The 12555-nt window shown below is 60.3% G+C and carries 13 protein-coding genes; 8 read left to right on the top strand and 5 right to left on the bottom strand.

Translation table 11 applies throughout. The features are described from left to right. Positions 1 to 8: 8 nt before the first annotated feature. The 3 genes from P8K07_02735 (at position 9) to P8K07_02725 (ending at position 2308) form a co-directional block, all read left to right on the top strand. Positions 9 to 1400 (top strand): DEAD/DEAH box helicase, encoded by a 1392-nt coding sequence (locus tag P8K07_02735; GenBank protein MDG1957434.1) that lies wholly within the window; start codon positions 9 to 11, stop codon positions 1398 to 1400. Between the two features lie 90 nt (positions 1401 to 1490). Continuing rightward, positions 1491 to 2018, top strand: coding sequence for a hypothetical protein (locus tag P8K07_02730; protein MDG1957433.1), 528 nt, complete (start codon positions 1491 to 1493; stop codon positions 2016 to 2018). Positions 2019 to 2164: 146 nt separating this feature from the next. Continuing rightward, positions 2165 to 2308, top strand: coding sequence for a hypothetical protein (locus P8K07_02725; protein MDG1957432.1), 144 nt, complete (start codon positions 2165 to 2167; stop codon positions 2306 to 2308). Positions 2309 to 2538: 230 nt separating this feature from the next. Here P8K07_02725 and P8K07_02720 read toward each other — a convergent pair whose 3' ends face one another. Further along, positions 2539 to 3498, bottom strand: a complete 960-nt coding sequence (locus P8K07_02720) for a hypothetical protein (GenBank protein MDG1957431.1) — start codon at positions 3496 to 3498, stop codon at positions 2539 to 2541. Between the two features lie 412 nt (positions 3499 to 3910). Between P8K07_02720 and P8K07_02715 the strand changes: the two genes are divergently transcribed. From P8K07_02715 to P8K07_02705, 3 genes are read left to right on the top strand one after another with little or no spacing between them, the layout of a single operon-like run. Further along, positions 3911 to 4705 (top strand): thymidylate synthase, encoded by a 795-nt coding sequence (locus P8K07_02715; GenBank protein ID MDG1957430.1) that lies wholly within the window; start codon positions 3911 to 3913, stop codon positions 4703 to 4705. Next, complete coding sequence (locus P8K07_02710; protein MDG1957429.1) at positions 4702 to 5220, top strand: dihydrofolate reductase; 519 nt, start codon at positions 4702 to 4704, stop codon at positions 5218 to 5220. The genes P8K07_02715 and P8K07_02710 overlap by 4 nt, the downstream gene beginning before the upstream one ends. Positions 5221 to 5246: 26 nt before the next feature. Beyond that, on the top strand, positions 5247 to 5855 hold the full coding sequence (locus P8K07_02705) for a TIGR04211 family SH3 domain-containing protein (GenBank protein ID MDG1957428.1): 609 nt from the start codon (positions 5247 to 5249) through the stop codon (positions 5853 to 5855). Here the strand turns inward: P8K07_02705 and P8K07_02700 are convergent. Together P8K07_02700 and P8K07_02695 are read right to left on the bottom strand one after the other, a co-directional pair. After that, entirely contained in the window at positions 5838 to 6080 is a 243-nt protein-coding gene (locus tag P8K07_02700; GenBank protein MDG1957427.1) for a hypothetical protein, read from the bottom strand. The genes P8K07_02705 and P8K07_02700 overlap by 18 nt on opposite strands. Continuing rightward, positions 6068 to 6352 (bottom strand): helix-turn-helix domain-containing protein, encoded by a 285-nt coding sequence (locus tag P8K07_02695; protein MDG1957426.1) that lies wholly within the window; start codon positions 6350 to 6352, stop codon positions 6068 to 6070. Before P8K07_02695 ends, P8K07_02700 begins: the two co-directional genes overlap by 13 nt. A gap of 132 nt (positions 6353 to 6484) precedes the next feature. Here P8K07_02695 and P8K07_02690 point away from each other — a divergent pair, with 132 nt between their 5' ends. Then, positions 6485 to 7324, top strand: a complete 840-nt coding sequence (locus P8K07_02690) for an SDR family oxidoreductase (GenBank protein MDG1957425.1) — start codon at positions 6485 to 6487, stop codon at positions 7322 to 7324. 30 nt (positions 7325 to 7354) lie between these two features. Here P8K07_02690 and P8K07_02685 read toward each other — a convergent pair whose 3' ends face one another. Then, positions 7355 to 8509 carry a CoA transferase gene (locus P8K07_02685; GenBank protein MDG1957424.1) on the bottom strand — a complete coding sequence of 385 codons (1155 nt, stop codon included), beginning with the start codon at positions 8507 to 8509 and terminating at the stop codon, positions 7355 to 7357. 141 nt (positions 8510 to 8650) lie between these two features. Between P8K07_02685 and P8K07_02680 the strand changes: the two genes are divergently transcribed. Continuing rightward, complete coding sequence (locus P8K07_02680) at positions 8651 to 11266, top strand: TonB-dependent receptor (GenBank protein ID MDG1957423.1); 2616 nt, start codon at positions 8651 to 8653, stop codon at positions 11264 to 11266. 43 nt (positions 11267 to 11309) lie between these two features. On the opposite strand, the gene P8K07_02675 is transcribed toward P8K07_02680, so the two are convergent. Continuing rightward, entirely contained in the window at positions 11310 to 12329 is a 1020-nt protein-coding gene (locus tag P8K07_02675; protein MDG1957422.1) for a phosphotransferase family protein, read from the bottom strand. Between the last annotated feature and the right edge of the window lie 226 nt (positions 12330 to 12555).

Below are 12555 nucleotides of genomic sequence, written 5' to 3'. Positions count from 1 at the left end.
CAGAACCCATGGACCTCATTCTCGATCAGATTCAGGAAGATGCCGCCGAGCGAGGGCTGAAACTCGACGAAGGATTTTTTCGAGCCATCGAGCTGGTGCAGGACGAAGCCCCGTTTCTCCTCGTCACCGGGCGCGCGGGGACCGGCAAGAGCACCCTGATCCACCTTCTGCGCGACTCTCTGGAAAACAAGGCGAATGTCGCTGTGGTCGCGCCTACCGGGTTGGCGGCGATTCAGATCGGGGGGCAAACCATCCACTCTTTCTGCCGCCTCCCCCCCAGGCCCGTGGAATTGACCGATATCCGCAAGCTCCGCAACCGGGCGCTCTACGAGAACCTCGACGTCTTGATCGTGGATGAAATCTCGATGGTACGTGCAGACCTCCTCGATGGAATGGAGAAGTTCCTCCGCATGAATGGGCCCTACCGCGACCGCCCCTTCGGTGGCGTGCGGATGATCTGCGTGGGCGATCTCTTTCAACTCGCCCCTGTGGTCCGCGAGGCTGAAAAACCTTTTTTTGACACCCATTATGCCAGCGAATGGTTCTTTGATGCCCTCTGCCTGCAGGATGCGGTGCTGCAGCATGTCGAACTGGAAACCGTGTATCGACAGGAGGATGCCGAAGATCTCGCGCTGCTTGAAGCTGTCCGCGACGGCGGTCCCGGCGCACCTGCGGCCATCGAGGCAATCAACGAACGGTGCCGGGTCGGATTTCCGGACGGGATTGACGCTGCCGCACTCGAGGGACGCGTCACCCTGACCACACGAGTCAACGACGCCGAAACTCGGAATCGCTATCAACTCCGGGAGCTCACCGACGCTTCTCGTCGGTATTTGGGTCGGACCGAGGGCGAGTTGCCCCCGACAAAGGAGCGGCTCCCCGCCCCCATGCAGCTGGATCTTGCCGTAGGAGCTCAGGTGCTGTTTACCCGCAACGATTCGGGGCACCGTTGGGTCAATGGCACCCTGGGGCGCGTGGTCGAGGTCGGCGAGGAAAGTGCCGAGGTCGAGATTCTTTGGGGTCCCGGAACCGGCGACGTTCATGAGGTCCGCGAGGTGACTTGGGAATCGACCTCTTTTGAGTGGAACCCGGGGGCCGGGCGCATCGAAAGCCGCGTGATCGGCAAATATCACCAGCTGCCGCTGGTTTTGGCCTGGGCGATCACCATTCATAAAAGTCAGGGAATGACTCTCGAGAAAATGGCCATCGACCTTGGCCGCGGCGCGTTTGCCGACGGTCAACTCTACGTCGCTCTCAGCCGCTGCCGTCGCCTCGAAGACGTGCTGCTCCTGCGACCCATCCGCACCAGCGATCTGCATGTCGCGGACGCTGTGCGCCAATTCGAGTCGGCCCTGCAGACGGGCCGGCTGGCCCGCCCGGTCCAACCCAGCTTCTACTGAAAATCTTTGGGTTTCTCTGGATCAGCTTGCAGGAGCTCCGGAATCGACGTAGGCCAGAGAGCGTATACTAGGCGCCTAGGAGGGCTCATAATGAACGCTAAATTAATTCGGAACTTTGGGATTGCGGCCAGCTTCGCGCTACTCGCAGGATGTGCGCAACAAGGCACCATCCTCGGCCGATTGGAAGTCCCCGGCGAAAAAGCAACCACGCCCGTCACCATGAACTGGAATACCCCCGGCTTCAGCGGTGGGGGCACCATGTCGGTACACGTCCCCTCGGGGGAGCTTTATACCGGCAAATATCTCCAGATCACTTCCTCCACCAGCGCCAATACCCTCGGCGGAGGCGGCTATATGGGCGGCTGGGGCGGCGGCTGGGGCGCCGGCGGCGGCTACTGGAATGATTGGGGCCCCTACGGGAGTCCCTGGGGTTATGGAAATAACTACTCGACCTTTGTGAAAAACTATAGCGGCAAGGTCATCGCGACGCTCTTTGGCGACAAGGGGGGCACCATGCGCTGCCGTTTCCACCTCTCGCAGCCCGCAGCCGGCATGGAAGGCGGCGGCGTAGGCGAATGCCAAACCAAGAGCGGCGAAAAGATCATCGCCCAATTCTGATCGACCCGAGACCGAGGGCCATGATCCTGAATCATGGCCCTCGGAGCCTCACCGAAGGCCGCGTGCATCGAGTCGACACGCCCCCCGATCTCAGTTTTTGCCAGCTTGCGATCGAAACGACTCTGCGGAACTGTTAAGCAAGACCCATGCGGACGGAGGGGTTGGTGGAAGAGGTTGTTGGGGAGGAAGAAGCGACGCCGCTTCCGATCACCCTCGCACTTGGGGTATGGCTGATATCGGCTCTGATTCTCGTCGGAGCCTCTGTTCTCGGCGGTACCTCTCCCCAATAGCAATCGCCGGGCTGGCGAAGACCGTTCGAGCGCCTGCTTCCGCGGTTGACCTCCCGTGATCCCGCCGGGAATTTGCGGGGCACCGGCGACTCGACCGAGACTCAGGTCGCGTCAGTCCCCGGCCCAACTCTTTCGGCACAAAAAAGCCCCCGACCCGAAGGTCGAGGGCTTTGAAAACCATCTGCCGGAAAGCGGTTCCCCTTGGAAACCGCTTTCCGAACAAAGGGAAATCAGTACTCCATGGAAATGCCGGCACCGAAGTTCGGCTTCCAATCCGAACCACCCGTACGAATTGCCGCAGCCTGCCAGATGCCGGTGATCCCGGTCCAGACAGACCAGTCGCCGTAGCCCGCAGGCACAAACGACAGAGGTGCCGCTCCGGAGAGGCCCAGCGAAGCAAAGCCGAGCGTGTCGCCACCGTAGTAGTAGTCCTCGCCAATGGCCATGCCCAAAGCAATCGGGGCGCTGACCGTAATCGGCGTGGAGCCATCTTCGTTGAAGGTGTATCCCGGCTCGGCGCCGATTTCGAGATAGCTGCCGTTCTTGTTGCCGTTGATACCGCTGCTGCCGCCTGCCACTTCAAAAGCGAACAACGCGTAGGGAGAGAGAGCAAAGGCACCCAAATGCTCGGAGTCATCGAAGCTGATTCCGAGATCCAATTCCTGAATCGTCGAGAATCCGTTGTTGGGGTAGAGATAGTTGACGTAGCTCACCGAAGCGGTGAAACCGGCGCCCAGCGATGCACTCACGCCGACGTAGAGATCCAACTCATAAAGAGGAGCCGGATTTTGCGTGGCATCCAGATTCCCGAAACCAAGATCCTTGGAGTTCAGGCTGGCCCACGTGCCCACAAAGAACGAAACGTTCTGGAAAGGGCCTTCGCCGTTATCGACCAACTGGATCGCTATCTCGGCCCAGGGCTGCGCCTGCAAACCGGCTGTCTGCTGGGTCAGTCCACGGAAGAAGTACTTGTCGTAGAGGTCCACGCCGCCGGCGATCGTGATGAAACCGTTATTGCCCACGGGGCAATCGGCACATCCTTCTTCGACTACGACGATTTCCTCGCCAACGATTACGGCTTCGCCGGGGACGACCTCGTCCGCCTGCGCCGCACCCGCCATTGCGAGCGAACCCGCAGCCATCATTGCCACCGCGAAGCGGAAGCTCTTTCCTGTTTTCAAACTCTTCATTTTCTTTTTCTCCTCATTCAATTCTGGGCGAGCCTTTGGACCCATTGGGGACGCCCCCCAACGAGATCAAGCTTTGCGCAAAGTTCGCACTTGGGATCCTTTGATCCGAGAGCCAATCCTGCAACGCAGGCCACACCACATCCACACAGCAACCATCATGCCCGAACGTCGTCACCACCTTGGGACAACGAGAAGTCGCTCCATTCTACAGAAATCATGGGGTTCAATGCAAGCACCGCCCAACCCCCCTGATCTCGAGTGCCTAAATCAGCAGCGATTGCCCAAACGCGGGGCATACCATTGCCTTTTCCAACCTCTGGCTACGCCATCGGCAGTTTTCCAAAAAATCATGCCTCAATTCATCCCGAACCATGGAGCAAGCCCACCCTTCCGACTATGATCGGGGTCCGCGATGCGAGTTTACCATGACCTTCTGGAGAGAATCCTTGCCACCGGTACCGACCGCAGTGACCGCACGGGGACCGGCACACGAAGCGTTTTCGGCCATCAAATGCGCTTCGATCTGGCTCAGGGGTTTCCTTGCCTGACCACAAAAAAGCTCCACTTACGCTCAATTATTATTGAACTCCTCTGGTTTTTACGCGGTGAGACCAACATCGCATGGCTGAAACAGAACAACGTTTCCATCTGGGACGAGTGGGCAGATGCCGAAGGCGACCTGGGGCCGGTATACGGCCATCAGTGGCGCTCCTGGCCGGGCCGGGGCGGCGAGACCATTGACCAGATCGCCTGGGTCGAGAATGAAATTCGCACTAATCCGGACTCCCGGAGGCTCATGGTTACGGCCTGGAACCCAACGGATGTCGAAAAAATGGCCCTGCCCCCCTGCCATTGCCTGTTTCAGTTCTATGTCAGTCAGGGCCGGCTCTCGTGCCAGCTCTACCAACGAAGCGCGGACGTTTTTCTGGGCGTTCCCTTCAATATCGCCTCGTATGCTCTCCTCACACAGATGCTGGCGATGACCACAGGTCTGGCGCCTGGCGAGTTCGTCCACACTCTCGGCGACGCCCATCTCTACGCCAACCACCTCGACCAGGCGCGGCTCCAGTTGGAGCGAGAGCCACGGGAACTCCCGACGATGCGAATCCTGCAGCCCAGAGAATCCATCTTCGATTTCACCTACGAGGATTTTTCCCTCGAAGCCTACGATCCTCATCCCCATATCAAGGCCGCGGTCGCGATTTGAAAGTTTCGCTGATCGTTGCTGCCGGTGAGAATAACGTGATCGGGCAGCGCGGCGACCTTCCCTGGCGCCTTCCGGAGGATTTGAAACGATTCCGAGCTCTGACGACCGGACATCATATTCTGATGGGCCGGCGCACCTGGGATTCGATTGGCCGACCTCTGCCCGGGCGCACCAGTTTGGTGCTCTCCCGCTCGAAATCTCTCGAGTTGCCGGGCGCTCGGGTCCTGCCCGATCTCACCGAGGCACTCAAGGCAGCACAGAGCGCTGGAGAAACCGAAGCCTTCGTTATCGGCGGGGCATCGCTCTACGCCGAAGCCCTCCCTCTTGCGGACAGAATCTATCTGACCCGTGTTCATGCGGCCCCTGAAGGCGACGTCTTTCTGCCTCCAATCGACACCTCACTTTTTCAGGAAGAGCGCGGCAAGACCCATCCGGCCGACAGCAAGCATACGTTTTCCTTCAATTTTTCAATACTTTCGCGAGTGGCAGGGCCGACGAACCCCGAGGGCTTGTGATCAACCCCGGATGGCTCAATACTCCGATGATGCGCATCCGGAATCCGCTTCGTCGCACGGGAATCATACTAGCCTCGCTTTGCCTCCTCGGACTCGGCCCCGAAACAAGCCACGCCGAAGACGCCTGGGTCAGCGGCAAGGTGACCTTGAACCTCCGGCGTGGCCCTGGCACGCAATACAAGATCCTCGGCAAGATCTCGGCCGAGGCACATGTGGACATCCTCAACTCGCGCGAGGGTTGGCGAGAGGTCCAACCGGACGAGGGCCGCTCGGGCTGGATTCCCTCGGGCTATCTGGTGGACACCCCACCCGCCAGTATCCAGTTGGAAACCGTCACCGCGGCCCTGGCGGCCACCAAAGAATCTCTCCTACAGGCCCAAACCGAAGCCGCTCGCATCACCAACGGCCTGCGGTCGCGAACCGAGGAACTCGAATCCGAGAACCTTGCACTGGAGAGCCGCGACAAAAATCAGGTCGCCAAAATCGACCTGCTACAGGCCGAGCGAGACCAACTCCGGGCCGACGTTCGATGGCGAGAATGGCTGACGGGCGGAGGGATCCTTCTGTTCGGCATGGCGCTGGGTGCTGTCTTGCGCGGGAACGGACGCAAGAAGAACTCACGCGTCCGGCTCTGAGTCTCCCCGCGGATCCGAGCGCCGCAAGCGAAAAATCGCACGCACGGGCAACTCGAGGCTCCGCGAGATCTTGAGCGCGGTCAGCAGGTTCGGCTGCACCCGCCCATGCTTGATGCGATTGAGGTGGCCCTGGTCCATTTCGCAATGGAAGGCCAGTTCGCTCTCGCGCCATCCCGAAGCTGCGAGTATTTTTGCGATGCGGTTGTCGAGACTCAGGCGGACCATCGGCCCCTCATATTGCCGATGTTCTTGGCTGTCTCTCCCGACGATGAACTCGCGCGTGCCGGCGCTGATTTTTTCGTGTCATCCAATGAGAAAATCTCCTCGACCTCCAGACCGAGGATTTCACAAATCCGCAAAGCCGTTTTCAAACTGGGCACAACATGCCCATTTTTGATCCGATTGAAATGGCTGGGGTCCATCTCGCACCAACTCGCAAAATCCTTCCCCAGAACCTCGCGCTCGAAAAGAACCCGGTGCAATCGATTCCGAATCATCTTCAATGGTTCACCTCCCATGGTCAGACGGGGTCCGGAACAGGACCCGACCTCAGCAAAAGTCAGAGAATGGCTCGACGCGTAACGCCTCTTGCAGTATTCCGGCACTAGAGGTGGAAGGAAGTGACACGCATGCAAGGTGGACTTGAGGGAAAATCAATTCTGGTAACCGGAGGAGGCACCGGCATCGGCCATGCCTGTGCCGCCGCGCTGGCAGCCGACGGCGCGCAAGTGATGATCTGCGGCCGGACCGAATCCAGCCTGGTCGACTCCGCTGGACGTGCCCGCGACAAGGCGGGCTTCGGTGGCGATGTCCAACATCGGGTCTGCGATGTGACCGATGAGGACTCGGTGCGCGAGACCATCGAATCCACAGCCTCACTCACCGGCACCCTCGACGGTGTGGTCGCGAATGCCGGTGGTGGGGGCATGATCGCGCCATTTCATATGCAGGAAAAGGACGAATTCCTGCGGGTCCTGCAACTCAATGTGTTGGGGACCATGCTCTGCATCAAACATGCGGTTCCGCTGATGCGAGACGCGGGCGGCGGCTCTTTTGTCGGCATGTCTTCGCTCGCGGGCCATGTCACGCACCCTCTTTTCGGGGCCTATACGGCCGGCAAGGCCGGGATCGAGCAAATGATGCGCAATGCCGCCGACGAGTTCGGTCCGGCAAAGATCCGCTTCAATAGTGTTCGACCCGGGTTTATTGCCACCGAGATCATGGAGGGGGTCCCCCGCGACAGTGAAGTCTTCGAGAGTTACGTCAAGAACACGCCGCTGGGGGATGTCGGCGAACCCGAGGACGTGGGCCATCTGGTCCGGTTCCTGATCGGAGATCAGGCCCGCTGGATCACCGGGGCCGCCATCAATATTGACGGCGGCCAAGCCCTGCGGCGAGGTCCCGACTTTTCGTCATTCCTGCGCGACGCGGTGGGCGATGAAGTGCTGACGGGTAAAAAACCCGGCTGAATTGGTCGTGGCGCGATATAAGGCGCGAGGTCAGGTGCCGCCCAACCACCGCAGAATCATCGCACGATCCTGATCGAGCTCGGGTGCGGGCCGGTGGGTCTCGGGCTCAGGTACGCCCGACATCTTGATGGGGTTGCCCGGCACCCGCAGCGTGCCGATCGGTGGATCTTCCACCGACCGAATCATCTTGCGGGCGGCCACCTGATCGAGGCGCGCCACGTCGGCAACAGTGTTGATCGGGGCTACCGGAATGCGGGCCTTCTCGAGCACGCCGAGCCAATGCGCGGCATCTTCCGAGGCAAAGGTCTGCTCGACCTGGCGCTCGAGTTCGTCGATATTCTGACGTCGCAGGTCGGCTGTGAGGAAGCGTTCGTCCTCCTTCAGATCCGAGCGCCCGATCGCATCACAGAAATCCCAGTAAAGTTCGTCATGGCCCGCGCAGACCACCAATTGCCCCTGCTTCGCACGAAAAGCCTGAAATGGAGCGATATTGGGATGGCGCGTGCCGAGCGGACCGGGAACTTCACCCGTCGCCAGATGGCGGGTGAGCGCGTTCTCGAGAATCGCGACCTGAGCATCGAGCATCGCCACATCGATTTTCAGGCCCCGACCGGTTTCTTCGCGTTTATAGAGAGCCGAGTTGATCCCGATGGTCAGGAAGAGTCCCGCCACGATATCGCCGACCGATACACCGACCCGCACCGGATCGCCGCCGAGAGGTCCCGTGAGACTCATCAGGCCGCTCATCGCCTGCACGACCATATCGTAAGCGGGACGCGGGGAGAGCGGCCCGGTGTGACCGAAACCGGAGGCCGCCGCATAGATCAAGCGTGGGTAGCGCTCGTGCAAGGCATCGAAACCGTAGCCAAGACGTTCCATCACGCCGGGTCGGTAGTTCTCGACCACAACATCCGCCTCTGCCAACAGATCCTCGAAAATGGCGCGATCCTCGTCCTTTTTCAGATCGAGAAGGATCGACTCCTTGTCGTAGTTCAGGCCCGCGTAATAGAGACTTTTCCCGCCGACAAAGGGCCCCAGCGTCCGCGCGGCATCCTGTGAATGGCCGGGGCCTTCGATCTTGATCACGCGCGCCCCCAAATGCCCCAGCACCATCGTGCAATAGGGTCCGGCCAACACCCGAGTCAGGTCGAGAACAGTAATTCCAGCAAGCGGTCGTGGATCCATAAATCCGTTTAAGCCTGCCGTCGACCGGATACGCAAACCAAACACTCGGAGCGAAGCACCCACCCGAAAACGCTAGACGAATGGACGATTTCCTGAGAATAGATGCAAGCGGCCCAATCCAGCGGTCGCGGGGGGAATCGAATGCGTAAAGCCAATGCCAAGCTGATGCCGGTCCATTTTGTTGCGGTCCTGAGCCTTGCCCTGCTGAGTTTTGCCAGCCGCGCCACAGCGCAGGAAGATGCGGGTGGCATTGTCACCGATCCCGCCGCCGAATTCTTCGACGAGGCCGATACCGGCGGGATCACCGACGAGATCGACGCCATGGACGCGCAAGTCGAGGCCGCCGCCGACAACGACGGCGAAATCCCCGAGGTCTCACGCCGCACCGCCAACCGGATCGAAGAGATCGTCGTCAGCGCGCGCAAGCGCGAAGAAGCTCTGGAAGACACGCCGATTGCCGTGACTGCGCTGAGCGACAATATGCTGCGCGACGCCGGCATCGAGCGACTCGACGAAATCCAGAACCTTGTGCCCAACCTGCAGATCCGCGACGGCATCACCGGCTATGATGCCACCGTGATCATCCGCGGCGTCGGCCAGGGCGACACCGAGATCACCTTCGACCCCGGCGTCGGCATCTATGTGGACGGCGTCTATCTTGCCCGCTCGCAAGGATCGATCCTCAGCCTGGTCGACACCCAGAGCATCGAAGTCCTGCGCGGGCCGCAGGGAACACTCTTCGGGAAAAACACCGTCGGTGGTGCCATCAACCTGACCACGATCAAACCCGCACAGGAACTCGGTGCCTATGCCTACCTGCGCGCCGGCACGCTCGGCACCGTCGATACCCGCGTTTCGCTCGATCTCCCGATTGATATCGGCTGGCTGGAAGACAAACTCTTCTCTCGTTTCACCTTCGCCTCACAGAATGAGCGCGGCTACGTGTATGACGCGGGCAACGATGTCTACCTGAACAATCATGCTTCACTCGGTTTTCTGGGCAGCCTGCGATTCCTGCCCACCGACGAGCTGACGATCGAAGTGACCGGTAGCTGGTTCAAGGACCAGACCCGGGCACGAGGGGCCAAATGCGTCTTTGTGCAATCAACGCTTTTGACCGACAGCTTCCTTCCAAATGCAGGGGCTGATTACTTTGATGCATGCGAGGGAAGCACCGCTTATAATATCGCCCTGAATACCCCGCAGCTGGCCACCATCGAAAGTTATGGTACCTGGGCCACCGCGACCTATGAAGCGGGCGCCTTCGGCTTCATCGAGGATCTCCAACTTAAATCGATTACATCCTGGCGCGCGCAAGAGTCCCGCGAGAAGACCGATATCGACATGACCACTCAGCCGGTGGGTTACCGCGGAGCCGCGGGCGGAAACCGCGATTTCAGTGGCCTTGGCGCCAACGAGGTTGGCGGACCAGGAGCCTGGGGAGAGCCTGGCAACGCGTGGCAGGCCAGTCAGGAAGCGCAGGCCACCGTCGAGACCTGGGACGGGCGCGCGGTGGGTGTCTTTGGTGCCTATGGCTTCTGGGAAAAGGCAGATACCACCCGCGCCGAGGAGTATTTCCCGAGCGTCGCGACCAGGACTCAGGGCGGATCGACACTGAAAGAGATCGAGGTCGACAACTGGTCCTGGGCACTTTTCGCACAAGCCACCGTCGACCCGGTGGAGTGGCTCGGGATCACCGCCGGACTCCGCTATAGTCAGGACAAGAAGGGATATGACCAGCTTATGTCGATCCCGCCCCTCTACAACCGCGAAACAGGGCAGGAAACCACCTTCAAGCCGCTCGTCGGTACCGTTGATCCGGAAACCGGCGCTCTCGTACCAACCTCTCTTTCGCAAACCTATTCTGCCTGGACACCGATGGCGAGTGTCGCCTACCGAATGCCCGAAGCTTACTTCGACGATACCGAGATCGACAGCCTGATGGCCTACTTCACCTACAGTCGCGGCTACAAGGCGGGCGGCTTCAACGGCGGGGCGCGGTCCGATTCGCAATCCAACCTGAACGCTTATGACCCCGAGACTCTCGACAACTTCGAGATCGGATCGAAGATGATTGCTTTCGAGCAGCGACTGACCCTCAACGCTGCAGTCTTCATGGGGCAATATGACGAGATCCAGGTGCGTACGATTGTGCCGCAACCTTGTTCTCCCCAACCCTGCGTCCCGCAAGTCGACCTGGTGATCGAGAATGCCGCCAGCGCCGCGACGCGCGGTCTGGAATTGGAGTTCATGGCTCTTCCCATTGAAGGCCTGCGGATTCAGGGTTCATTCGCCTTGCTCGATGCGAAGTACAACAGCTTTCCCAGAGCCGCATCCGACCTGGTTGATCCGACATTTGATCCCGACAACGCTTTTGTAAACCGCTCGGGCGAGACCTTCCCGGGCGTGCCGCAGATGCAGACCCATCTTGGCGCACAATATTCCTTCCCGATCGATCTGGGCAGCTCGATGATGAACGGTTGGATCACGCCTCGCTTTGATTGGTCCTTCCAGACCTCGGTCCACTACTATGGGCCCGAATTGACCTCGGCCACCCAACCCGCCTACCACCTGCTGCACCTGCGCTTGTCGTATGAGTTCATGAACGATCAGGCGCAATTTGCTCTCTGGGGCAAGAACGTCACGAACACGAGGTATTTCAATAATGCCACACCGGTTGCCAGCACCATGGGCACCGTCATGCAATTCTACGCGCCGCCGGCGACCTTCGGCGCCGAATTCAGCTACCGCTTCTGATGCTATGCGGATGTCGGCTGAGGGACTGCCTGCGGGCAGGCCTTCAGCCGGCCACGCGCCGCGCCATGTCCAGCGAGGCCTCGGCCAGGTAGGTCACCTGCGCTTCGAATTGGGTGAGATCCACTTTCTGATCCCCCATGACTTTCTTGCGAAACCGGGCGTAGACACCCTCGCAGATCGAGGCCAGACGCCATAACTGAAACGCCTGATAGTATTCGATATTGCGAACCTCGCGGCCGGTGCGTTCGGTGTAGATGGCCAGAAACTCTTCCTTGGACGGGCACCCCGCAAGCACCACGCTGAGCGTCGCCGAGCCCGCGCTGGCTTCCGGCCAGTTGTTCAGCAGGTAGCCGATGTCAGCCAGGGTATCGCCGAGTGTGCAGAGCTCCCAATCCAGCACGGCGGCCACGCGGCCTTCCGGGGCCAGCAGCACATTGCCGAGGCGATAATCCCCGTGCACGATGCCGGTGTAGCGCTGCTCGGGCTGCATATCGACGAGCAGGTCGTAGGAGGATTCCATCGCCGGCAACTCGCGTTGCTTGGACTTCTCCCATTGTCCGCGCCAGCGCTTCAGCTGTCGTCCGAGGTAGTCTTCCTTTTTACCCAGATCCCCCAGACCGATATCGTCCGGATCCACCGTGTGCAGATCAGCAATCACCTCGATCATATGCTCCATGGTGCGCCGGCCGGCGGCAGCATCGAATTGATCTTCACCGCTGCCGGGCTCACCCAGCACCACACCCTCGACAAAGTCCATCACGTAGAAGGGAGCACCATTGACCTCTTCGTCCAGGCAAAGTCCGAGTGCCGGCGGCACCGGAACCGTGCTGGCCCCGACGGCCGCGATGATACGATGCTCACGCGCCATATCATGAGCGGTTGCCAGAACGGCACCCATCGGGGGCCGCCGCAAAACCAGCAACTTCCCGTCCGCGCCCTGCACACGGAAGGTCAAATTCGAGCGACCGCCTGCGATAGGAGAAAACGTGAACGGAGCTTTCACTCCTTCGATCTCGGCCTCAAGCCAGGCGCTTACTTTTTCAATATCGATACCGTCGGGCATCCCTAGCCATTAACGACTGAGCGCCCGGACTCCAACCGGAAACGGGGTCCCGCGCCGAAACCTCGCTTCAAGGCGTCGGTGTGGGTGTCGGTGTCGGCGTCGGCGTCGGTGTCGGTGTCGGTGTCGGTGTCGGTGTCGGTGTCGGTGTCGGTGTCGGTGTCGGTGTCGGTGTCGGTGTCGGTGTCGGTGTCGGTGTCGGTGTCGGTGTCGGTGTCGGTGTCGGTGT

The sequence above is a fragment of the Candidatus Binatia bacterium genome, assembly GCA_029248525.1.
Classification (GTDB): Bacteria; Desulfobacterota; Binatia; order UBA12015; family UBA12015; genus UBA12015.
This window is presented reverse-complemented; position numbering and strand designations above follow the sequence as displayed.